The sequence below is a fragment of the Ruegeria sp. CDSA079 genome (assembly GCF_059612245.1).
Map to the genome: position 1 here is coordinate 105,276 of NZ_JBXWQF010000008.1, position 23,003 is coordinate 128,278.

22 protein-coding genes are annotated in these 23,003 nt (G+C 55.3%); 13 read left to right on the plus strand and 9 right to left on the minus strand.

Annotation, left to right across the window (positions count from 1 at the left end):
* Window positions 1-19: 19 nt before the first annotated feature.
* The gene (gene dctP / locus AC2FJZ_RS10735) at window positions 20-1,006 is read right to left on the minus strand and encodes a TRAP transporter substrate-binding protein DctP (protein ID WP_496777510.1); all 987 of its coding nucleotides are present in this window, start codon (window positions 1,004-1,006) and stop codon (window positions 20-22) included.
* Window positions 1,007-1,144: 138 nt separating this feature from the next.
* Between dctP and AC2FJZ_RS10740 the strand changes: the two genes are divergently transcribed.
* Both AC2FJZ_RS10740 and AC2FJZ_RS10745 read left to right on the plus strand, forming a co-directional pair.
* Entirely contained in the window at window positions 1,145-1,789 is a 645-nt protein-coding gene (locus tag AC2FJZ_RS10740) for a GntR family transcriptional regulator (RefSeq protein ID WP_496777512.1), read from the plus strand.
* Between the two features lie 829 nt (window positions 1,790-2,618).
* Window positions 2,619-3,434, plus strand: a complete 816-nt coding sequence (locus AC2FJZ_RS10745) for a DUF2189 domain-containing protein (protein WP_496777513.1) — start codon at window positions 2,619-2,621, stop codon at window positions 3,432-3,434.
* Window positions 3,435-3,487: 53 nt separating this feature from the next.
* Here AC2FJZ_RS10745 and AC2FJZ_RS10750 read toward each other — a convergent pair whose 3' ends face one another.
* From AC2FJZ_RS10750 to AC2FJZ_RS10770, 5 genes are read right to left on the minus strand one after another with little or no spacing between them, the layout of a single operon-like run.
* Window positions 3,488-4,621: an energy transducer TonB family protein gene (locus AC2FJZ_RS10750; RefSeq protein ID WP_496777514.1), complete on the minus strand. Its 1,134-nt coding sequence runs from the start codon at window positions 4,619-4,621 to the stop codon at window positions 3,488-3,490.
* The gene (locus tag AC2FJZ_RS10755; RefSeq protein WP_496777516.1) at window positions 4,618-4,995 is read right to left on the minus strand and encodes an ExbD/TolR family protein; all 378 of its coding nucleotides are present in this window, start codon (window positions 4,993-4,995) and stop codon (window positions 4,618-4,620) included. Before AC2FJZ_RS10755 ends, AC2FJZ_RS10750 begins: the two co-directional genes overlap by 4 nt.
* 4 nt (window positions 4,996-4,999) lie before the next feature.
* On the minus strand, window positions 5,000-5,326 hold the full coding sequence (locus AC2FJZ_RS10760; RefSeq protein ID WP_050604494.1) for an ExbD/TolR family protein: 327 nt from the start codon (window positions 5,324-5,326) through the stop codon (window positions 5,000-5,002).
* A 31-nt stretch (window positions 5,327-5,357) separates the two neighbouring features.
* Window positions 5,358-6,023 carry a MotA/TolQ/ExbB proton channel family protein gene (locus tag AC2FJZ_RS10765; protein ID WP_496777518.1) on the minus strand — a complete coding sequence of 222 codons (666 nt, stop codon included), beginning with the start codon at window positions 6,021-6,023 and terminating at the stop codon, window positions 5,358-5,360.
* A complete protein-coding gene (locus AC2FJZ_RS10770; protein WP_496777520.1) occupies window positions 6,020-6,304 on the minus strand; it encodes a hypothetical protein in 285 nt (94 codons plus the stop codon). Before AC2FJZ_RS10770 ends, AC2FJZ_RS10765 begins: the two co-directional genes overlap by 4 nt.
* A gap of 812 nt (window positions 6,305-7,116) precedes the next feature.
* Here AC2FJZ_RS10770 and AC2FJZ_RS10775 point away from each other — a divergent pair.
* Both AC2FJZ_RS10775 and AC2FJZ_RS10780 read left to right on the plus strand, forming a co-directional pair.
* Complete coding sequence (locus AC2FJZ_RS10775) at window positions 7,117-7,881, plus strand: FecR family protein (protein ID WP_496777521.1); 765 nt, start codon at window positions 7,117-7,119, stop codon at window positions 7,879-7,881.
* 32 nt (window positions 7,882-7,913) lie between these two features.
* Entirely contained in the window at window positions 7,914-10,145 is a 2,232-nt protein-coding gene (locus AC2FJZ_RS10780; RefSeq protein ID WP_496671534.1) for a CHASE2 domain-containing protein, read from the plus strand.
* Between the two features lie 170 nt (window positions 10,146-10,315).
* Here AC2FJZ_RS10780 and AC2FJZ_RS10785 read toward each other — a convergent pair whose 3' ends face one another.
* Window positions 10,316-11,188, minus strand: a complete 873-nt coding sequence (locus tag AC2FJZ_RS10785) for a LysR family transcriptional regulator (protein WP_496777523.1) — start codon at window positions 11,186-11,188, stop codon at window positions 10,316-10,318.
* Window positions 11,189-11,287: 99 nt separating this feature from the next.
* Here AC2FJZ_RS10785 and AC2FJZ_RS10790 point away from each other — a divergent pair, with 99 nt between their 5' ends.
* Genes AC2FJZ_RS10790 through AC2FJZ_RS10810 form a run of 5 tightly spaced genes read left to right on the plus strand, consistent with a single transcriptional unit; the run spans window position 11,288 to window position 17,046 of the window.
* Window positions 11,288-12,733: an aldehyde dehydrogenase family protein gene (locus tag AC2FJZ_RS10790; protein WP_496777525.1), complete on the plus strand. Its 1,446-nt coding sequence runs from the start codon at window positions 11,288-11,290 to the stop codon at window positions 12,731-12,733.
* The gene (locus AC2FJZ_RS10795) at window positions 12,733-13,707 is read left to right on the plus strand and encodes a membrane dipeptidase (RefSeq protein WP_496777527.1); all 975 of its coding nucleotides are present in this window, start codon (window positions 12,733-12,735) and stop codon (window positions 13,705-13,707) included. Before AC2FJZ_RS10790 ends, AC2FJZ_RS10795 begins: the two co-directional genes overlap by 1 nt.
* A 4-nt stretch (window positions 13,708-13,711) precedes the next feature.
* Complete coding sequence (locus tag AC2FJZ_RS10800; RefSeq protein WP_496777529.1) at window positions 13,712-15,400, plus strand: hypothetical protein; 1,689 nt, start codon at window positions 13,712-13,714, stop codon at window positions 15,398-15,400.
* Window positions 15,397-16,026 carry a DUF3726 domain-containing protein gene (locus AC2FJZ_RS10805; protein WP_496777530.1) on the plus strand — a complete coding sequence of 210 codons (630 nt, stop codon included), beginning with the start codon at window positions 15,397-15,399 and terminating at the stop codon, window positions 16,024-16,026. The genes AC2FJZ_RS10800 and AC2FJZ_RS10805 overlap by 4 nt, the downstream gene beginning before the upstream one ends.
* Window positions 16,027-16,038: 12 nt before the next feature.
* On the plus strand, window positions 16,039-17,046 hold the full coding sequence (locus AC2FJZ_RS10810) for an Ldh family oxidoreductase (RefSeq protein ID WP_496777532.1): 1,008 nt from the start codon (window positions 16,039-16,041) through the stop codon (window positions 17,044-17,046).
* Window positions 17,047-17,122: 76 nt separating this feature from the next.
* Here the strand turns inward: AC2FJZ_RS10810 and ctlX are convergent, their stop codons facing one another.
* Together ctlX and ocd are read right to left on the minus strand one after the other, a co-directional pair.
* On the minus strand, window positions 17,123-18,040 hold the full coding sequence (gene ctlX / locus AC2FJZ_RS10815) for a citrulline utilization hydrolase CtlX (protein WP_496777534.1): 918 nt from the start codon (window positions 18,038-18,040) through the stop codon (window positions 17,123-17,125).
* A 23-nt stretch (window positions 18,041-18,063) separates the two neighbouring features.
* On the minus strand, window positions 18,064-19,113 hold the full coding sequence (gene ocd / locus AC2FJZ_RS10820) for an ornithine cyclodeaminase (RefSeq protein WP_496777536.1): 1,050 nt from the start codon (window positions 19,111-19,113) through the stop codon (window positions 18,064-18,066).
* Window positions 19,114-19,242: 129 nt separating this feature from the next.
* On the opposite strand from ocd, the gene AC2FJZ_RS10825 reads away from it, so the two are divergent.
* The 4 genes from AC2FJZ_RS10825 to AC2FJZ_RS10840 all read left to right on the plus strand — a co-directional run bounded on the left by AC2FJZ_RS10825 (window position 19,243) and on the right by AC2FJZ_RS10840 (window position 22,710).
* Window positions 19,243-19,689 (plus strand): Lrp/AsnC family transcriptional regulator, encoded by a 447-nt coding sequence (locus AC2FJZ_RS10825; RefSeq protein WP_050604332.1) that lies wholly within the window; start codon window positions 19,243-19,245, stop codon window positions 19,687-19,689.
* A 242-nt stretch (window positions 19,690-19,931) separates the two neighbouring features.
* Entirely contained in the window at window positions 19,932-20,966 is a 1,035-nt protein-coding gene (locus tag AC2FJZ_RS10830) for a proline racemase family protein (protein ID WP_496671557.1), read from the plus strand.
* Between the two features lie 151 nt (window positions 20,967-21,117).
* Entirely contained in the window at window positions 21,118-21,477 is a 360-nt protein-coding gene (locus tag AC2FJZ_RS10835) for a YciI family protein (protein ID WP_496671560.1), read from the plus strand.
* 3 nt (window positions 21,478-21,480) lie between these two features.
* Window positions 21,481-22,710 carry an RNA polymerase sigma factor gene (locus tag AC2FJZ_RS10840; protein ID WP_496777537.1) on the plus strand — a complete coding sequence of 410 codons (1,230 nt, stop codon included), beginning with the start codon at window positions 21,481-21,483 and terminating at the stop codon, window positions 22,708-22,710.
* Window positions 22,711-23,003: the final 293 nt, after the last annotated feature.

Below are 23,003 nucleotides of genomic sequence, written 5' to 3' on the forward strand. Positions count from 1 at the left end.
CGCCGCCCGGAAGTGGGGGTCACTCGACCGCCAGCGCCTTGTTCAGCAGGTCCTGACCATCAGGAACCTCTTCTACAAAGGCTTTGTAGGATGTCTCTTGCGCCAGTGTGCGCCATGCTTCGAAATCTTCCGGGCTCATTTCCGCGATTTCGACGCCGGCTTCTTCAAAGACCTTGGCCGAGTTGGCATCCTGTTTCTTGGCTTCTTCCAGATAGAAGGCTTCTGCTTTTTCCGAGGCAGCCAGCAGGGCGGCCTGCTGTTCTTCGTTCAGGCCATCAAAGGTGGACTTGTTCATCAGCAACGGCTGGTACATGAACCACAACGCCACTTCGCCCGCAGGAGTGTAGCAGGCAACCTGCTCGTAGATGCGGTAGCTGACGAAGGAAGACGACGACGTGTTGGCGGCTTGCAGAACGCCGGTCTGCATGGCGTTGTAGATTTCCGACGATGCCATCGACGCGATTGATGCGTCAGCACCAGCCAGCATCTGTTCGAACGACTTGCCCGCCGCGCGGGTTTGCAGGCCCGCTATGTCTTTGGGATTGGTAATGCATTTGTCCTTACCGGCAAAACCACCGGCCAGATAACCGTGGACCAGAACCATCACATCGTCCTCGGCCATCTTTTCTTCCAGCGCTTCCATGAAAGGAGAGGCGGCCAAACGAGCCGCATGGTCATGGTTCTTCACCAGACCCGGCATCAGAGTCAGGTTATAAGCAGGCTGCTGTCCACCGGCATAGCTAAGCGGCAGAACGGTCATGTCCAGCTGGCCACGGCTGAGCGGCTTGTACTGCTCGCGCGGTTTGAACAGTGATTTCGAACCGAAAATCTTGATCTCCAGGTCGACATCTGCTGCGGCAACCTCATCCGCAACGATCTGGGCGACCTGATGTCGGATGTCTTTGTTCGACCACTGATGCGACAGGCGCAGTTCTTCCGCAGAACCCAACGTGCCCACGGATGCAAGCGCCAAAGCAGCGACGGCTGTTTTGAACATGGCTTTCATTTTTTTCCTCCCTTTTTCAACCCGGGCTTGCCGGGGATAACCAGAAGCATACGGGCAGTATGTTTTTTAAGTCAACTTTTTTGTATACAAGATTTGAAATCTTGAGTTCTCACCCATTCGTGAGTAAAACATAATCCTATGGACCAAAGACTTGCCGATACCATCGCTCAGGACCTTGAAGAGTTGATCTTCAACGGCACCTTTTCGGATGGAGAACGTCTGGATGAAGTCAAACTGTCAGAGCAATTCGGAGTATCCAGAACACCACTTCGAGAAGCATTTCAGAGGCTTGCCTTGTCGGGGTTGGTTGACCTGATCCCGCGTCGCGGTGCCTTTGTCAGACAGCCTGGTCCCGTAGAACTGATGGAGATGTTCGAAGTCATGGCCGAGCTCGAAGCCGCTTGCGGTCGGCTTGCCGCGTTGCGTATTTCTGATGAAGCAATGAAAGACCTAACTGACGCCAATGCGAGATGTCAGGAGGCCGTCGATGCAGTTGATCCGGACACATATTACCTCGAAAACGAACGTTTCCACAAAATCATATACAACCAATCCGGCAACTCGTTTCTAGAGCAAGAAGCGTCAAAGTTGCACAGACGGCTCAAACCCTTCCGCCGACAACAGCTTAGGTTTCGGGGCCGTATGGATCAGTCAATGTCCGAGCATGAGAACATCGTGCGCGCGCTGGACAGTGGCAACCCTGAGGAAACGGCAAATGCGCTGCGCGATCACGTGGCAGTTCAGGGTGAAAAGTTTCATAACCTTATGGCAACGCTCAAGTGACATAGCTGAAAAGTCCATTAGTTTCTTCACACGGTTTTTGATACCTCACTGTCGAAGTGCGACCGGGCCGCGAGGGGTCGTCGCTGGGTATTGTACTGCGGTGGGTGCGCTTGGGGCGCTCTTCGTCTCAGGCCATAGCGTTTGAGAGTGACCCCTTGATTACTCGGGCAGTGCGCCAAACCATGCCGCAGACCAGTCAGGGGCAGGGGGCTATCGCGAGCGCGACATTCTGGTGATCACTGAGGATGGCAACGAGAACATTACCGGTTATCCTTACGGGGCAGAGTTCAACGTTGTCGCTTAGTAAACGCGGTTGAACCCAAACTCAGCCGTGATCTCCTTGTGATCACGGCAAGAGACACCCGAGTGAAGATAGAAAAACGCGGCGGGGAGGATAACATCCTACGGCTTTCTCGCCGCTATGAATGAGGTCAATGGCAGACCCTCAAATGTTTGCCGATGCGGGGCCATTTCCTCGCTAAGATCTGGCCCAAAGCTTTGCAACAAATTCGGTCGTATGTTGTGGACCTGAAGCGGGCGGGTGCAATCGGATGGCTCCTTCAGAATCCAACCGGATCATCCTGCGTCACCCTTCATAAGAAGAGTATTTTCAGCCGAGCACAAACGATGACGGGGCTCAGTCAGCCTCGCGAGCTACCCGGTTTTTTCGCGGTGACGTATTCCGGCGGCCAGGATGCAATGGACAGTTAAATGAGCCACAATACTCCTCCCTTGCCGATGAAGCGTGTCTGATGCAGAATTATTGCGGAAAAGGGCTTCTGGTTCACCACCAGATCAGCCCGATGCCATGCTTTGGGAGGAGTGTGTCATGACGTCCAAGCCCGAAAGGTCAACACAACCAGACAACACGACGCCTCAGCAGGCGATGCCCAAGGTCAATAAGCTGACTGCGGGGGATATCACCGCATCGCTGAAAGCCGGTTTTTCGGACTTTCTGGCACGCCCCATCATGAGCAGCTTTTTCGGGCTGTTCTATGCGGTCTTTGGATTTCTGTTGGTTTGGGCGCTGGTGTGGCTGGGAAAGATTTGGATGATTATCCCTGCCATAGTGGGCTTTCCGCTGGTTGCGCCATTTGCCGCCGCCGGGCTTTATGAGATGAGTCGCCGGTTACAGTCCGGAGAGAGTTTCGGTTGGTCTGAAATCCTGACCGTCATGGCCGATCAGCGAAAGCGCGAAATGGGCTGGATGGCTTTTGTCACCCTGTTCATTTTCTGGGTTTGGGTTTACCAAATTCGACTTTGGCTGGCGATCATCCTGCAGAACGCGTCCTTTTCGAATTTTGAGGGGTTTCTCAACACTGTTTTCTTTACACCTCAGGGCTGGACCTTTCTTGCTGTTGGTACCTGCGTCGGTGCATTTTTGTCGGCTGCGCTGTTCTCGGTGACTGTTATTGCCATGCCCATGCTGCTTGATCGGGAAACCAATTTCGTTTCTGCCATGCTCACCTCTGTTCGTGTCGTCACAGAAAACCCGGTGGTCATGCTCAGTTGGGCGGCGATCATCTCCTTCACCATGTTGGTGTCGCTGATACCGGCATTTCTGGGCCTGATCTTCACGCTGCCGATCCTTGGTCACACCACATGGCATCTCTATCAACGCGCTGTTTCACCCGCACAGACGTGATACGCCCAGATCTAGCTCTTGAGTGAGCGAGCACTTCTGACACAGCCGTCGGATCACCTGATCTGGTAATAGAAGGACAGTTTTCGGCTGACACCGCCTGGAGGGCGGGGGAAGGGGGCAGCGGTCCGGACCTGTTCTTTGGCGGCGCGTTCTAAATCTGGCGAGCCGGAACTTTCAACGACATCTACCCATGCCAAACTGCCGTCGGGGCTGATCTCAAAGAACACGCGCGCGTATCCGCGAGCCGCGACATAGACGAGTGGCGCGCGGTTCAAGTGAACCAGAACCTGGCCAGCATAGTTCGTTGAATCCGAGTTGCCCGGCCCGCGCCCCCCGGAACGGGTGCTGCCCCTGTTTTGCCGGAAGACGTCCACACCTTCTCTTCGATAAGCGGTGAGGGGCGACTCGATCGTCTGCTCTGGAAAGCGCAGGTTGTCAAAATTGTTGAACCGGTCAAGTGCTCTGGGAAGTGCCGCTTGTGGATCGCGGTTCGGCGGGCGGGGCCGCAGCGACGAGACCACGGCCTGCTCGGACTCGCTGGTCTCTGTTTCAGGTGCGGGCAGCACCGCATCTTCTTCTGAAGATTCCGGTGCCGCATCTGGTGTGACGAGTTCTTGAGTTTGAATGTCTTCCGGGGCGACCGGAGACAGCTCGGGCAGAAGTGCGGCAAGCTGTTCCTCGGACACCGGTTCTTCGACAGATGAAGGTTCGACCGGATCGACCTCTTCGCTCGGCGGAGCCTCTGGCGTTTCGGTGACGGGATCGGACGCCGCGGTTTGACCTTCGGCATCTTCACCCGTGTCGTCCACGCTCTGGTCCACAGGTTCAGTGACTGCCTCGTCGGGTGCCCTCGCCTGAATGATCGTCGAAGAGCCGGTGTCCGGCGCATATGTCTGTTGCGGGTCGGGTGACGCAACACGGGCGTCGCTTGTGGGGATCTCGGCCTCTTGTGGCTCGATCGGTGGTTCTTCAGGAGGGAGCGGGGCCTCAGCCGGTTCCGGCTGAACTGGTTCAATCGCGGTATCAGCAAACTCTTCGAAGCTGTTGCTCAACTCGACTGAGTCCGTGCGGCTTTCACTTGGACGCGGGTTTGACAAGCTTGGTACCGTCATACTTAGGCTGAGGAAATGAGCCAGAACTGAAATCGAAATCGCAAGGAATGCGACGAAAAAAGACCGCCTGATCATTCGAGCGCCTGCTCGGTCACCAGAAATACCGAAGCCGCCCCTAACCGTCGCAGACTGCTGGTGATCTCCATCAATCGCGGCGCGGACGCGTTCCTGTCCGGAATGATCCGAACAGGCCCAGTGTCATGATTTGCCATGAAGGTTTCGGCATCTATCGGCCTGCCACGAAAGCTCAATGCCCCGTCCTGATGCAGGACAAGTGCATCCGGTAGTTCGCGGCCTTCAAGATCAGCGGTGTTCACCAAATCCAAGTCGGGGTCCAGTGGTGGCGCTATTGTGCCCGCGATCAGGAAAAAGACCAGTATCAGGAAAACGACATTGATCAGTGGAATGGTCGAGTCGCGGTTTCGGCTGGTTCGGATGTGACGGATCATAGTCTTACTCCAACACCCGCACTGTCAAACCTTCGCGCCCGCGCAATCGAACAAGAAGGTCCACAAGGCGTTGTGCAGACGTGTCAGGATCAAGGTTGACCAGAACCTGACCAGTTAAGGCCTGATCCGCCATGTCCTCAAGCGATATGGGTTGACCGTTCAGAACCACGCGCGTGGCTCCGAGTTGGACGAAAAAGCGTTCGGTTGGCTCGGCCTCGCTTTCTCTGCCTGTGGTCACGCTGCTGAGTTCAATCTCGCTGAACCGCGAAAAGGTCGAGGACAACATGAAAAACAGCAACAGCAGAAAGATCACGTCGATCAGGGGCGTCATCGACATGCGCCGCCGGACAAATGGCGCGGTGTTACGCATGTTCCGGTACAACGGAAACCGCTGTGGCCCCTGTTGCGCTGTTAATCGAGGGACCCGGGACCAGAACCGTGCGCAAAGCTTTGTCCGCAAAGACACGCTCGCGCGCTGTGCGGCTTTCCAGCCAGGACAAAACCATCGAAGTCGGCATCGCAACAGCCAACCCTACGGCGGTGGTTATCAGGGCGACCCAGATCCCGCCCGCCAGAACCGACGGATCTACCGATGACCCCGCAGTTTGCAGACTTTGGAAGGCGCTGATCATGCCCAGAACCGTGCCGAAAAGACCCAACAGAGGTGCAAGTTGCGCCACGGTGTCCAGCAGGCGGAAACCGCGTTCCAGCCCGGCAAGAACCAGACCGGCCTCGGCATCCAACCGGTCGTCGGCCCCGGGCAGGTCGGATGCATCCATCGCGGCGCGGACAATGGGGGCAAGGTAGCTGCTGCTGTCAGCCAGCCGTTCACGCGCTGCAGCCCGGTCGCCTGCGTCCCAGGCCGCAAGTGCCTGGGATAGAACCTTGTGCCGCCCGACACCGCAGGCGGCAAACTGCCAGAGTTTGTAAAGAGTGACAGCCAGTGTCAGAACGGACATCGCGATCAAGATCGCGACAACCGGCCCACCAAGTGTAAAAATTTCACGAAGTGCGTTCAACGGGTTCATCCCAAAAGCTCCATGTCTACCCGGCTGCTGAGCGTCAGGGCCTTTTCGCATATCTCGCTTTCAGAACCGGCCACCACGCATGAGTTCGTGCCATTGATCAACGCTTGCCCGACTGTGTCACACGCTCTGTTAGGCAGGTCGAATTGGCGGACACGAGGTCTGCTTGCCGGTAATTCACGGAAATCGAATAGAGAAAGGCTTATTACACCACCCTCAGCATCAAAAACGACAGTTTCAAAAACTGCGCCATCTATCGAATGCTCGGTTTCATTTTTGACCAAGAACGTCAACCTGCACGATCCCGAGACATCCTGTATTGCGTTCAACTCAACGATTAGATTGCCTGGCGGTTCGGTGTCAGATTGCGCGAACGCCATGGAGGGCAGACTGCCGCAAAACAATGCCGCGACAATAGGGCGACGAAAAAACATGTGCTTACTCCGTTTTGCTGCGTTCAGTGTATCAGGCAGCGACCATCAACTGACTCTTTTGTTTGTTGTCTTAGTTGTGCGCCAAGTAAAGGGTAACGAAGGTTCGAGGAGTAAAAGGATCGTCAGCGCCAGTTGATATGTGTTTCCACAGGATAAGAGATACGGAGCCAAGACGGAATTTCAACTGTTCTGGGGAACATCAAACCCGCCCTTCACTAAACTGGGGGTCAAGTCGCAAATAGGTGCACGACAGCAGGCAGAAATGCTTACCCGATCAAAAGGATGTACGGCACCACCAACCGACAACTAGAACGCGATCTGCACATAAAACTTGCTAAGAGCGCTAAAAATAATGAATATTTGTATATATTTTTAGTGAGTCAATAAAGCTGCAAACAAGCTTATTGTGAGGCAAGTCTCGAGCACAGTGCGATCCGCACGCATCAGGACCCAAAGGGGGAAGGGGCTCGATTTTGTCGTGGTTAAAGATTGTTTTGATTCTTTTCGTCGTCGTGATCATACCGTCGCAGACGATTGCTAACATTGGGAAAGTCATCAGCGCGGAACAAGGTGCACAGCTTATTCGAGGGGGAAAAGCACAGCCCGCATATTCAGGGATGGAGGTCGCGTCAGGGGATACTATTTCGACGGACCGGACGGGTTTGATCCAAATCGTCTTTGTGGATGAAACCAAGATCGCAATTGGACCCAATGCTCGTATGGTGTTGGATGTGACCCTGTTGCGTGGCAATCGCAAAGCCAAGAGCTTTGCTGTTCAGGCGCTGGGCGGCAGCTTTCGGTTCATTTCCGGCAAAAGCCGAAAGCGGGCCTATTCGATCAGGACACCATCCGCAACGATGGCGGTGCGCGGCACAACGTTCGACATGTGGATTGTGTCAGACCAACAAAGTGCCATGCTTGTCTTGCAGGGTACGGTTCGAATGTGCGGTCTCAAAGGCTCGTGTAGGTCTTCAGGACGCCAGTGCAGTATGTACGCAACAAGCGGGCGTGGAACTGTCGGACGCCCTGCTGATCAGGCGCAATACGAACAAGCGCTGAAAAGTGGATTTCCTTTTATCCAATCGCAAGAGAGTTTGTTGCCCCCATTGCAGGTAAGAGTGGAAGGTTGCGCCGGCGAAGCCGCACCTGTGCGACGGGTCAAACCCAACAGATCAGAACCCCGCGCAGCCGCTCCTCAGCGGCAAGTGTCAACCGAAACCGTGAATGTGAGCCCTTCGTCAAGCCCGTCACCTTCAGGTAGTCCGTCGCCTACAGAGCAAGCTGAACCGGAAAGAGAAGAACCAGAACAAGAGGAGCCGGAAAGAGAAGAACCAGAGTATGATGAGCCTGAGCACGACGAACCAGAGCATGACGAGCCGGATCGAGAAGGATCTGAAGAGGGGCTCTCGATAAACGTATTTGATTAACAAGGGCTTGTTCCTCTTTTCCGGAGGATAGATTGAGCGAAAAGACACGAAAAACCAAGAATGGACGATGGGCTTTTCGCCTTGTGGGGTTGGTCCTGATCCTCGTGGGCTGTTTTATCCGGGTATTGGATCCTTACCCCGTACGAATGACGCGTCTTGTCTATTTCGACGTTCTTCAAAGATTATCCCCTCGCGAGTTCAATCCCGACCTTCCCATACGCGTCGTGGATATAGATGAAGATGCACTTGCCAATTGGGGGCAATGGCCGTGGCCGCGCACCCTCGTGGCTCAGCTGGTTCAAAACCTGGGCGAATACGGTGCCGCAGCCATCGCATTCGATATGCTGTTTGCCGAGCCAGACAGGTATTCACCATCGCGCCTTCTGAATGATCCGTCCCTGGCGGGAATTCTGACCGTGGAACATCATGCCAAGAGATTGGACAATGATATATTGCTTGGGATGGAAATCGCCTATTGGCCAGTGGTTTTGGGCGCGGCCGCACGGTTGTCTGAAGAAGGCAAGAATGTCACCTCCAAAGCTGGTATCGTCGAATTTGGTGAAAATCCGACCGCGGGCCTGATCTCGGTTCCTCATTGGACGCCAATTGCACCGCCTTTGGATCGCACCGCCGCGGGTATAGGTGGGGTCAATGTCTCTCCTATCGGCGGGACCGGAATTGTGCGTCGCGTGCCGGTTCTTTGGAACGGGCCGGATGGGCCAATGCCAGGATTGGCCGTTGAATCTCTGAGGGTCGCACTAGGAGAAACCAATATCTTTGCCGAAGGCTCAATGGATGAAGAGGGCATCATGCTGGCTGTTGAGGTCGGCGGATACCAGGTGCCAACGACCGAGAATGGCGAGCTTTGGCTGAAATACAGGCGAGACACGCCCGATCTCTACATTTCGGCCGGTGAGGTCATGACCGGTTCTGCCGACCCGGTATTGCGTGCCGAAATCGAAGGGCGCATCATACTTGTTGGAACCTCTGCCGCCGGTTTGTTCGATATTCATCAAACGGCGCTGGGTGAAAGCGTTCCCGGCGTTTCCATTCACGCACAGATGATCGAACAAGTCCTGACCCAGGAAATGCTCAGTCGGTCTGACGTGACTTCGGCGCAGGAATTGCTTGCCTTTGCGCTTCTTGGGCTTGTCGTGATCGCGGTCATGTCCAGCTTTGGCGCCGTAGCATCCTTTATTGCCGGAGGTGTTGCCGCAGCAGCTGTTCTTGCCATCAGCTGGCTGGTTTTTCAAAATCAGTCGGTGCTGTTTGATGCAACGTTTCCCCTGATCGGCGGAATCGCAAATTTTGGTCTGTTGGCTGGATACTTGTTCATATCGACCGAGCGAGAAAAGCGTGAGATCCGAAAAGTCTTTTCGCACTACGTTGCACCGGAAATCTTGGATGAAATGGAGCATACGGGCCACCAACTAAAACTGGGAGGCGAGATTCAGGAAATCACCGTGATGTTCTCGGATATCCGTGGGTTTACGGCTTTGTCCGAGTCTGCGTCGGCAACAGAGCTTGTTTCGCTTTTGAATGCGCTGTTTTCCAAGATTGGGGATCAGATTCTGTATGAGCGGGGGACAATCGACAAGTTTATCGGCGACGCGGTCATGGCTTTCTGGAACGCACCTTTGCCCGTTGCGGATCACCCATGCCGTGCGGCGCTTGCTGCGCTCAGGATGAGAAGTGCCCTTGCGGAGTTCAACGCATCCGACATTATGCAAGACCGACAACCCATCGCACTGGCAACCGGAATTGCCACAGGGCAGGCTTGTGTCGGGAACATCGGGTCACAAAAACGGTTCAACTACACGGTTATTGGTGATGTGGTGAATGTTTCGGCGCGGATCGAGCAATGCTGTCGCACCGTGGACTATGACATTGTTGTCTCAAGCGCAGTCCATCAAGCAGGTCAGTCTGATCTGGCCTTATTGGAGGCTGGCCACGTCGACCTGAAAGGCAAAGCTTTTCCCGAGCCCGTCTTCATTCTGGTAGGAGACCGCTCAGTGCGGGAAACTGATGCTTTCCAGAATCTCCTTGCTTTGCATGGCGAGTTGTCTTCGGCGTTGGCGGCGCGAGAGGCTCAGGCTAGTATTGAGCATATATGTCAACGTTGCGAAGAAATAGCCGAAGACATCGAGCCGGGGTTATGCCAGTTTTATCGCGCAATACCGGGTCGCGCGGCTGATTTCAGGTCAGACATGCCGACTGGGCATTATGTGTTCAGTAGATACAATCGTAGAGTGGGAGCTGAATAGCCTCTGGATCCAACGGCTTTGCGTTATTGGTCAGCGTTGGATCTTTGCGCCACGCCTCCCAAGGGTGTCGGTTGACAGCTGACCCAAGATTGGCAGCAGAGCGACCAAGGTCCATATATGGGCGCGCGGCTGTCATTGTCGTCGGGATTGAAATCCTGGGTTTATGACTTTCAGGTCAGTTTCAGGTTCAAGATAAACGCGCTGCAGGCGTCTATCAGACCGTCGAAGCGGGAACTCTCCTTTACGTACAGGTAAACCTGTCGTCTGTCGCGTAGATCGGATAAATCCCTGAATGTGACGTTCTCGGGGATTATGCGAGCGACGGTCTGAGGAAGAAGTGTGATCCATTTGCCGGTTCCCACCATCGTTATGAGTGATTGTGTATTGTGGATGGTGACATCGACGTCGTCGAGCGCATTTACAAACTCTGGCGTCTCAATGAGGTCACACAGAGTATTTCGCACGAACGAGGTGGTTACTACATCTTCTACGGTTGGGGGCTCGGGCTTAGTCATCAGGGGATGATCAGCCGCGCACACCAGTCCGAACTGATCTTCAAACAAAGGATGCGCCTTCACACCTTTCACAGGATGAAAGCCGGACGCAATTCCAATATCGGCTTTGCCATCTGCAAGCGCATCCAGCACTTGACGCGTATCGGCGTCCCTGAGCTCGATCTTTGCACCGGGAAAACGACGCGTCATGTGTTCAAGCACAGTTGGGAAAACCAAAGCGGCGACAGAAGGGACGGATGCTATTCGGATCAACCCATTGGCCGCATGGGCGGCGGTTTCGATGGATTGCACTGTCTGGTCGAACTGGCGAACCTGTTTGAGGGACATCTCAAACACCTGCTCGCCCAAGACTGACAATTGGTTCTTTCTTTCCCCAACAAACAACTTTTTCCCCAAATGATCTTCAAATTGCTTCAGGGTCATCGAGACGGCGGATTGGGTTCGCCCTAATCGATCCGCCGCTTCGGACAAGTTTCCCGTTTGCGCGACGGTGCAAAAACAACGCAGCATTTCGATTTTAAGTGTCACGTTTCAGAAATCCTGAAGTTTAGTTAATTTAATTGAATTTGACTGATATCGCGTAAGAAGTCCATTCTGGCCTCAACTTCTTTTATCTTGGGGCAAACCGTGACCAACCTGAACCTGATTGCTGGCGAATGGCTTGCCGGCGAAAGCGAGATTGAAAACCGTAATCCTTCGGACCTGAGCGACCTGGTTGGCCATTTCGCGCAAGCCAGCGCGGATCAGCTGGAGGCGACACTGGATCAGGCGCGCATCGCGCAAGCCGAATGGGCAGCCTATGGGCTCGAACGCAAGCAGGCCGTGTTGATGAACATTGGCAATGAGCTGATGACCCGCGCCGAAGAGTTGGGCAATTTGCTCAGCCGGGAAGAGGGCAAGCCGCTTGCAGAAGGGAAGGGCGAGGTCTATCGCGCTGGGCAGTTCTTCACCTACTATGCCGCTGAATGCCTGCGCCAGGTTGGAGAGAACGCGGATTCCGTGCGTCCTGACATCGAGATTGACGTGCGCCGCGAGGCGGTTGGGGTTGTCGCCGTCATCAGCCCGTGGAACTTCCCGACCGCAACAGCCTCGTGGAAGATTGCCCCGGCGCTGTGTTACGGCAATGCGGTGGTTTGGAAACCGGCCAACATCACGCCTGCCTCTGCCGTGGCCCTGGCCGAGATCATCAACCGTCAAGACATTCCCAAGGGCTTGTTCAGCCTTGTCATGGGTTCGGGTCGGTCCATTGGACAACGGCTGGTGGAAAGCCCCAAGGTCAACGCTATTTCGTTCACGGGATCGGTGCCAGTGGGTAAGGGCATTGCAGCGGCGGCCATCCAGAACCTGACCAAGGTGCAGATGGAGATGGGATCGAAAAACGCGCTTGCCGTGATGGACGACGCCGATCTTGACCTTGCAGTTTCGTTGGCGTTGGGCGGTGCGTTTGGAGGAACCGGTCAGAAATGTACTGCCTCGTCGCGGCTGGTGGTTCATGCCGCTGTGCATGACGCATTTGTCGAGAAACTGGTGGCTGGTTCACAGGCGATGAAAGTCGGTCACGCGCTGGAAGAGGGGACACAGATGGGGCCCGTCGTCAGTGCACAGCAACTGGCCGAGAACCTGGCCTATGTCGATCTGGGCAAATCCGAAGGGGCGGAACTGGCCTGTGGCGGGCAGCGTTTGGAAATGCCGCGTGATGGATACTACATGAGCCCAGGCGTGTTCCTGAACACGACCAACGACATGCGTATCAACCGGGAAGAGATGTTCGCGCCGCTGACCTCGGTGATCAAGGTCGACAGCTATGATGAAGCGCTCGCAACCGTGAATGACACCAATTTCGGTTTGACCTCGGGCATCGTCACGCAAAGCCTGGCCCGCGCCACGCATTTCCGGCGCAACGCGCGCACCGGGGTCGTGACGGTGAACCTGCCGACGGCGGGCACCGACTATCACGTGCCCTTTGGCGGACGCGGCGACAGTTCTTACGGCCCACGTGAACAGGGCAAGGCCGCGGCCGAGTTCTATACAACGGTCAAGACCGCCTATATCAGCGCAGGAAAGCCAATGTGATGCGGATCGACGGACTGCAATACGCCAATTGGTCCGAAAAGATCTTTCGGCAATTGCGCGAAGGGGGTGTGGACGCGATCCATGTCACCATCGCCTATCATGAGAATTTCCGCGAAACTGTTCTGAACTTTGAAAAGTGGAACCGCTGGTTCGAACAATACCCGAATCTGATCATGAAAGGACTGTGGGCCAGCGATGTCGACACCGCTCGGGCAACTGGGCGCACGGCGGTGTTCTTTGGGTTTCAGAACCCATCGCCCATCGAAGATGACATTGGGTTGGTCGAAATCGTCCATACGCTGGGCGCGCGGTTCATGCAGCTGACCTATAACAATCAATCGCTGTTGGCGACGGGATGTTACGAAGCCGAAGACACCGGGATCACCCGCATGGGGCGTCAGGTGATCAAAGAGATGAACCGGGTCGGGCTTGTTGTTGACATGAGCCATTCAGCCGACCGTTCCACCATCGAGGCGGCCGAGCTGTCCGATCGTCCGATTGCGATTACCCACGCAAACCCGTTTGATTGGGCCCCCGCCCTGCGCAACAAGCGCGACACGGTAATCCGAGCGGTGACTGAAAACGGTGGGATGCTGGGATTTTCGGTCTATCCTCATCACTTGAAAGACAAGTCGGGCTGCACCCTTGAAAGCTTCTGCGAAATGATTGCGCGGACAGCTGAGCGATACGGAGCGAAACATCTCGGGATCGGCACGGATCTGTGTCAGGATCAGCCCGACAGCGTCGTCGAATGGATGCGGGTTGGCCGTTGGTCGAAGCAGATCGACTATGGCGAGGGGTCGGCAAGTAACCCCGGATTCCCCCCGATGCCGTCCTGGTTTCGGGACAATCGGGATTTTGGAAACCTTGAAGAGGGTTTGCGTGCGACCGGTCTGAACGATGAAGAAGTGGCCGGTATCATGGGCGGAAACTGGTATAGGTTCTTTGCTGAGAACTTCGGTGCTCAGGGGTAGTCGGATGGACACTCAAGCGCAGACACAGATTGAAAGGCGAGACCCGGCCACCATTATGCGGCTGTCGCGGCTGGGGTCGTTGCATCAGTGTCGGCTGAGTTTCATGCGGCAGTTGACCCGCCGAATGGCCAGTGAAAACTGGTCATTCACGCGGCCAGTATTCGACATTGACGCCAATGGCGTCGGTCGGGCGGTCTATACCGCTCAAGGGCCGGACCGCGCGTACTCTCTGGTTGCCTTCGCACATGACCTACCACCGGAACAACGCTCGGACCGCGTGATTGCCGAGGCGTGGGATGCCACTTTTGCCTTGTTCGACGGCATTCCGACCGAGGCTGATATCGAACGCCTTTCTCAAAACGTACCTCTGCAAGAGGCCGGACGGGTGAGCGAGAGCGAGTTGTCCTTGTCCCGCGCCAATCGCTCGGTTCGCCTTTGGGATCATGTTGTGGAGTCTCTGGCCGCAGGGCATCAGCCGGATGTGGAACAGATCTATCAGGTCGGGTACCTGATGCGTACGACTGCTGTCTATGGCTCGGGCAAATTTGGCGCGGCAGATCGGGAGAAAGTTGCAGACCGGTCCGAGACTCAGGCCCCATTTCAGGTTGAGATGCTTTCGGTCTTCCTGACCCGGACGTTTGTGCGTGATCTGGTGCAGCATATGGCAAGTGTCAAAGGCTGCGGCCAGGCTGCGACTTTGGACCCCGAGATTGCCCGCTGGCTTGGAATTGGTAACTCTACCGGACTTGGCATGGCGCCCTTCATCGTCAACCACCCGGTTCTGTTCAACAACTGGATCATGGTGCGGGAAGAGGCGATAGCACGGGTTCGGTCTGTGGAAGTGGCCAGTACGACTGAGATCTCTCAGTTCCGGGATGTCTTTGAACGCAGCCAGTTGTCGATGTCGTGGTGGCGGTCCGAGCATCCTATCCAGATTGGTAAACTTGAAGAACTAAACGCGGACCTGCATTTGATTGCCGAGTACTTGCGCCACAACGACCTGAGGGGAAGCAGCCCTTGGAATCGGGTGATGAGCTGGTCAGAAACCAAGCTTAGCGAAGAAGGTCAGGAGTTTCTGGCGTCGTTGATCCTGGAGCCTTATGGCGATCTTGTGGATGGGCTGACCTCTTGCATGGCAGACAGCTGCACGCAGGCGTTTGTGATCGATGGGACCATGCTCATCGGGAAGGTCTGCGACCTGATCCGGGAAACATACGCCTGGGCTTTAGACCTGGATTGGGAAGCCCGCGAGAACTGCGCCCGGGCCTGGTACGTGTCGGAGGAAAAGCTGGAACCCCGCATGGGCGAACGGTTTGATGAACCCATTTCAGACTATGAACAACCTCTGGCCCCGGCGCGGGATGCAGCGGCTGTCTATGACGCGCTGCAGGGTTGGGAAGACACGAAACCCGTGGCCGAATTCCTGCTGCACCACCCGGAACATCGCCATACGATCCGGCGTATTCAAATGACCACCTCCGCGCCTTACGGCGAGATCCGGGACAACACAATTGGGTCTAAGGTGCTGCCCATCGACATGCTGCGGGCAAAGCTTTCTTTCTTTGGCGCGACCCATTTTGACCCCCGCTCGGATCGGTGGGTTCGTATCTGCATGTATTCCGGTGCGCCGTATCCGGAAGAGCTTACTTCTGAAAACGCGGATCTCTGGGTCTACCCGCAGGAACCAACATGAATTTTTCACTTAACGAGATGGAAGCGACCGCCAAACGCGCGACACGTGGCGCGGGCTATTCCTGGGGGCAGGCCGAGGAGGCGTCGAAGGCTGCCCGCTGGCTGTGCGCGCAGGGAATGGACGGGGCCGGGGTTTTGGCAGGGCTGTTGGAGCAGGGGCTGGCCTCAGGCCCGGCGGCGCATCGTCCTGGGCAGATTGATCGTCTCTGGCTGAGTGAAGGAGCGTTGTGTCCATTATCCGCGGGGCCTTTGTTGTCTGATGCCGCCCACCTGTTGAAAACGGGCCCGGTAGAAATGCGGAATGTCGCGGCGCCCGCTTTGTTGCTGCCGTTTGCGTGCCATGCAGCACGCCTTTTGAAAGAGGTGCTGACGATCGAGATCGACGGCGTGCAAATGATGACGGACGGGGAACGGCTTGTGGCCCCGGACAGTTTGCCCGGCACGGTCCACAAAGTTGTGGTTACACATGGGGGGGCGCTTACTACCCCTCGTAAACAAAATGCGCGCGCTTGTCCTGACCCACAGGATTGGGGCGTACTGAACCGCTTTGCCCACCGCACCTATGCCCCCGCAACCGAAGAATCCCGCCTGCTGGGTGCAGGGTCCGGGCTTTCTGACAATGATTGAAGAGATGCCAAAGTGACCGATACACAAACCCTGACCCTTGCTGAGATCGAAGACCTGTCTTTCCGCGCGCTGGTTGCCGCAGGGACATCCGAAGAAAATGCCCGCCCGCTGGCGCAGGCCACGGCGGCAACCGAAGCCGATGGCGTTGCAAGTCACGGGCTGGCCTATATCCCGATTTATTGCGAGCATGTGCAATGCGGCAAGGTCGATGGGAAGGCGGTTCCGGTTCTGTCGCGCCCCAAACCCGGCGTGGTGGCGGTTGACGCCGCAACAGGCTTTGCCCATTCCGCTATCGACACAGGGTTCGAGGCCCTGATCCCGGCGGCTCGAGAACAGGGTGTTGCGGTACTGGCCATCAAAAACAGCTATAACTGTGGCGTTTTGGGCTACCACACCTATCGGCTGGCCCAGGCTGGGCTGGTGGGTCTGGGATTTACCAATGCCCCTGCTTCGATTGCACCTTCCGGGGGATCGAAACCCGTGGTTGGCACCAACCCCTTTTCCATCGCAGCACCCGGAGTCGATGGCGAACCCACCCTTTTGATCGACCAAAGCGCCAGCACCATTGCCAAAAGCGAGGTCATGAAACATGCCCGCGAAGGCAAGCCGATCCCTGTCGGGTGGGCGCTGGATGCAGAGGGTAATCCCACAACCGACCCGGAAATTGGTTTGAAAGGGTCGATGGCACCGTCAGGCGGGTACAAGGGCGTTGGCGTTGCTTTGACCGTCGAACTTTTGGCCGCAGCGCTGACCGGTGCCACATTGGGCATCAACGCGTCACCATTTTCCGGAACGGTGGGTGGTCCACCGAAAACAGGCCAATTATTCATAGCGATTGATCCTGATGCGACGGCCTCTGGTGGATTTGAAAACGGCGTTTCAGCTCTGGTAGAGGCGATCCGTTCACAAGATGGCGCTCATCTACCCGGAGATGGTCGCGGGGCCAAACGGTTGGCCGCCCGCACAACGGGCGTCGCGGTCAGCAAGGCAACACTGGCCAAGATCGAAAACTTTTTGTAGGGCGCGACCGAAACGGGTTTGGCGGGCCCACAGGCGCAGAAATTCTCTGAGGCAAAAGGCGAAAAGCACGTCGGATTCACCGGTGTGCCAAATGGATTCCTGCGATAGTGCAGCGCACCGAACCACCGGCCATTTCGATTGTCGGAATGGGAAGCGGTACGAGTTCCGCGCTTTTTTCGATGATTGTTTTCTGATCTTCCGTCAACGCATCAAAAGCTGTTTGCGACAGAGCAAGAATTCGACCGTTTCTGCCCTGAAGTTCAATCGCGTTACCAGCGAAGGCTTCGATCTGGTCATGGCTGAGTTCGATCACGTCACGGCCGGGTTGCCCGAGACGCTCGACGATTTCTTTGCGGCGGTTTTCGTCAGTGATCATGCTTGCACCGATCAGTGCATAGTCCGTACCGATGCACATAAGAACGTTTGTGTGATACACTGCCACACCCTGTGCATCTGTTGCGGCGAACGCCATCGGCTCATAGTTGAAGTGAGTGCAGAAACGCTCCAACAAGATCGGGCTTGTTCGATCAGATTCAACTGCATAGGCAACACGGTCGGCATGATCGATGACCATGGCGCCGGTACCTTCAAGGAACAGATTGTCCTGCTCAAGCCCCGAGTAATCGATGATATCCTGCACTCGGTACTTTTGCTTGAGCAATTCGATCACGTCGGTTCGACGCTCCAGACGTCGGTTCGGCGCCATCATCGGATAGATCGCGACATGCCCACCAGCATGGGTCGAAAACCAGTTGTTGGGGAAAACGCAGTCTGGGGTGCGGTTGTCGTCTCCCTCGAATACATGAACAAGTACACCGTGCTGGCGCAGGATTTCCGCCGACTGTGTTGCCTCGTCATATGCCTGCTTTGCGATATTGTTGCTTGCAGGCAGGCTTGCCTGGAACACGTTGTCGCCGGTTTCCGTATTCACCGAAAAATTGTGCGGACGGATCATGACCACAGAAGAAGGGGCTTGAATGCTGGGCTTTTCCATTTGGTGAACTTTCAAACAGCCCGTTACTTGGCGCGCAGCAACATGCCGAACAGATCGCGGGGATCGTCCGGGTCAGCCAACATGTCTAGGTCTTGATAGAATTCCGTATCTTTGACGCGGTCACGGATGAAACGTAGGGCCGAGAAATCCTCGATCGCAAAGCCGACACCGTCGAACAGAGTGATCTGACGATCGCTGGTCCGGCCTTGCTTGGCGCCGGTGATGACTGCCCACATTTCTGTCACACCAAAATCTTCTGGCATCTGTTGAATCTCACCCTCAACACGTGTTTGCGGCGGATATTCCACGAAAACGTCTGAGCGCAGCAATATGTCCCTGTGCAACTCGGTTTTGCCGGGGCAGTCGCCGCCGATGGCGTTGATGTGCACACCAGCGCCGACCATGTTGTCGGTCAGAATTGTTGCGTTTTGCTTGTCAGCCGTACAGGTGGTGATGACCTGAGCGCCCTCGATAGCGTCTTCTGGTGTTTCACAAGCCTTAATGTTGAAGCCGCGCCCTTCAAGGTTGCGGACCAGTTTCTCGGTCGCCTTGCTGTCGACGTCATAGAGGCGCAGAGTGTCAATACCGCAGAGCACTTTCATCGCGGTGGCCTGGAATTCGGACTGGGCGCCGTTCCCGATCATCGCCATGCTGCGCGCGCCCTTGGGGGCCAAATGCTTGGCAACCATAGCAGATGTTGCAGCGGTACGGAGCGCCGTCAGAATCGTCATCTCGGTCAGCAGAACCGGATAACCGGTATAGACATCCGCAAGCAGACCGAAAGCGGTGACGGTTTGCAGACCTTCTTTGGTGTTTTTCGGATGGCCATTGACGTACTTGAAGCCATACGCTTCGCCATCCGAAGTCGGCATCAATTCGATCACACCAACTTCCGAATGGCTTGCCACGCGCGGGGTTTTGTCAAATTTTTCCCAACGACGGAAATCGTCCTCAATGTAAGACGCAATTCCTTCCAGCATGGCCTCAAGTCCGATGCTGTGCACAAGGCGCATCATGTTTTCGACACTAACGAAAGGAACATATGCGAGTTCGGATGGGGACGGTTTGGTCATGGGTGCACTTTCGAATCTTGGTTTTCTTCATTATCTTCTGTAAGAAATTTTGAATAAATGAGCTAATTGCTTAAAATTAGCCCCCTCGACTAAGCGAAATGCTAAGCAATTTTGTGCAGAAAGCTAAACATGACAAAGCAAAGCCATAGCAAGCACATCTACGATGACCTCGACCGCAAACTAATCTCTTTGCTTCGTCGCGACGGTCGAGCACCTGTATCAAAGCTTGCGGACGTGCTTGGTGTGACACGGGCCACGGTTCAAAGCAGGATGGACCGATTACTGGAAACGGGCGCGCTTCTGGGGTTCACGGCCCGCGTTCGCGAAGATTATGAAGAAGACTATATCCGTGCGATCATGATGATCGAAGTCATCGGAAAATCCACCAGTCAGGTCATTCGGGCGCTGCGTGGAATGCCCGAACTCTTCACGTTGCACACGACAAACGGCAATTGGGATCTGGTTGCGGAAGTCAGGGTTGCCAGGTTGCACGATTTTGATCGGGTTTTGCGCGAAGTTCGCATGATCGACGGAGTGTCGAACAGTGAAACAAGCCTGCTTCTTTCGAGTGTTTGACTGTCCGTTGTCAGCCATTTCTAGCGCTGGGAAGAAGAGCAAAGGCTGCTCATCTGATCCAGCTTAGCGGTTAGTTTCCTTGCAAAACCGCAAACCGTAACGCTTTCCATAATTGGCCATGAATAGTTGCACGTGACGTTGGTCCTTGTATCCGCGATGCTTGATTTGTGATCGTGTGCTTGGCAACACATCAGAAATCGACCCGTTACCCTTTTCTATCGCGCTTCAGAGGGACATGAACAATGAAATGGAAAAAGACACTTCAGATTGTTGATGCTCACTGCGGAGGCGAGATCGGGAAGGTTGTGACATCGCAAGTGCTTGAGATTCCGGGCGCGACGATGCTGGATCGGATGAACTATATCAATAATACCGATGACAGCCTGCGCCGCTTGTTGACGATGGAGCCACGAGGGTCTGCGCCTATGTCCGTCAATTTGCTGATGCCGCCACTGCGGCCCGATGCAGATGCGGGTTTGATCGTCCTTCAGGCCGACAGGGCACATCCGATGTCCGGATCCAACGCGATCTGCGTCACGACTGTTCTTCTAGAGACCGGCATTCTGCCGATGCAAGAGGGGCAGAATATTGTGCGGCTTGACACCCCGGCCGGTCTGGTGACGGCGAACGCCACATGCCTTGATGGTCGTTGCGAAAAAGTCGCGCTGGATATGACGCCGGCCTTTGTTCAGGATCTCGACGTCGCCATCGACACTGAACGCTTTGGCCGTGTGTCCGCAGATATCGCTTTTGGCGGTGTCTTTTACGCGCTGGTGGATGTGGAACAGCTGGGCTTTCGGATTGATCCTGACAACGCAACACAGCTTGTCGATGCCGGAACTTACCTGAAAACCCAATTCGAACAGCACGTGGCTGTGCGACACCCTGAAAACCCGGACCTGAATAACTTGGCTTACGTGATGTTCCGCCAACGTGAAGAGGATGGGGCCATTCGCACCTGCACGACCATGAAGCCGGGGCGGCTGGATCGTTCTCCATGCGGGACCGGCAGTTCAGCGCAGCTGGCAGTGATGGACGCAAAGGGTGAGGTCAAATCTGGCGATGTCCTTGTTACACGTTCGATTATCGGGTCGGAATTCCGGGTCGAGCACAAAGGCGCGAAAACGCTATCTAGCGGCGATCCGGCTATTCTGCCCAACATCACCGGCAGCGCGTGGATTTATGGGGTGTCGCAGATTGGGCTGGACCCAACCGATCCTTTCCCAAAAGGTTTCATACTGGGCGACACCTGGGGACCGTACGCCCACGAGCTTTAGGTCAATCACCTGCGGTCCGATTGTCCCAGACCCCAAGTTTCCTGCGCATTTTGAAATAATGATGAAGATGAAAAAATTCCTACGCCATGTCGAAAATCGATCCGCATTGACGTCCTTGAGGTGTGAACCGAATGATGAAAGGAAATTCACAATGAAATACATGCTATTGCTCTACGCAGCGCCCGACAAAGAACCTGCTTACGGGACCCCGGAATTTGATGAAATGATGGCCAGTTTTGCTGCAGTCAGTGAAACCATGGTGAATGACGGTGTATTCATAGGGGGTGAAGGTTTGCAGGGGACCGAGACGGCAACCTCGTTGCGGATCAAATCCGGCCAGGTTGAAACGATGGATGGCCCCTTTGCCGAAACCCGCGAGCACTTGGGCGGGTACTATGTCTTGGATGTCCCGGACCTGGACACCGCATTGAAATACGCCGCGTCAATTCCCATCGCCCATTTTGGCACTGTCGAAGTTCGGCCACTGTTGGATTTCAATCAGGCAGGTTAAGCGATGAAGGACGCCGCCCCCAAAGCTATTGCAGTCAACCGATTGGTTGAGCACGTGATTCGCCAGAACAGGGGGCGGCTGTTGGCTGGGCTGTTTACACGGCTCGGTGATTTCCAGCTGGCAGAGGACGCATTGCAGGAAGCGTCCGTTTCCGCCCTCAAGCATTGGGGTCGATCCTGGCCTCCTCATGATCCGGTTGCTTGGTTGATGAAGGTTAGTTTCCGCAAAGGGATCGATCTTATCCGAGACAGACAACGGGAACTAAGGAAATCGGACGTGATACGTATCGAGGAACTGGCTGATGCTGAAAGCAAAACACCTCAGATTATTCCCGACGAACGTCTTCGTCTGATCTTCGCATGTTGCCACCCCACGCTAGAAGAAAAATCCAGAGTCGCCCTTACACTGCGAACAGTTTGCGGCCTGACCACTCGAGAAATCGCAGCCGCTTTTCTTGATTCCGAACAAACAATGGGACAACGCCTGTCTAGGGCCAAGGCGAAAATCAAGTCCAAAGGGCTATGTTTCGCGGTTCCGGAGCCAGAAGAGTGGGACACACGCCTTGGAACTGTTTTATCGACACTCTACCTGATTTTCACTTCCGGCTACGTAAACGAGGACACTGGGCCTCGGGACCTGTGCCAGGAAGGTATCTTCCTGGCGCGCCTCTTGAATGAACTTCGATCGAATGAGGCTGAAATCAAAGGCGCGCTGGCCCTTATGTTGTTAACGGATGCAAGGCGTCCTGCACGAGTTGACGTTCACGGGGCTATCGTGCCCGTGGAAGACCAGGATCATCGTCTCTGGCCGGAAGACATTGTGGCAGAAGCCCGCAAGATCTTGGAAAATGCCGTAAGGCAATTGCAGCCAGGTCCGTTTCAGATCAAGGCGGCCATCGCAGATTGCCACATGGCGCGCCCCACACCCGATTGGCCGCAGATGGCGCTACTCTACGGGTCGCTTTGGGTGTTCGAACCAACACCTGTTGTCGCGTTGAACTGGGCAGTGGTTCTTGCCGAAACTGGACAAGCTGAACTTGCGTTGCAGAGGCTCGACGAGTTGCAGTCAAGTCTAAGCAACTTTCAGCCCTGGTATGCGGCCCGCGCGCATATTCTGGAAAAGCTTGGGCGCACTTCGGAAGCGCACACGGTTTATCAGACAGCCATTCAACTGGCACCAAATGATGCATCGCGAAAGTTCCTGAGCCGGAAGGTGCAAGCCATCACCATCTGAAAGCGCGCGTTTTCAGGTGCAACACCATCGGAGAGTTTTCGACCCCCTCAATTGGACGCGAAGTAGTTCAGAGCCAAAGACGCAGCTTTGTCTGAAAACGGTGCCTGTCAAACCTCTAAGGATCTTGAGAGGGTTGGCTGCCGCCGTTAGCTGACCACATGGCTGGCAACACCACCCGTCCTCATGCAACCTGCGCCGATGCCGTTGATCAAAATCATCCGCTTCAGTACGGCTTCTTTCCAAAGGAATGATATCTAGCAGAAACTGCCTCAACCGAGTCAGTTCAGCATGTT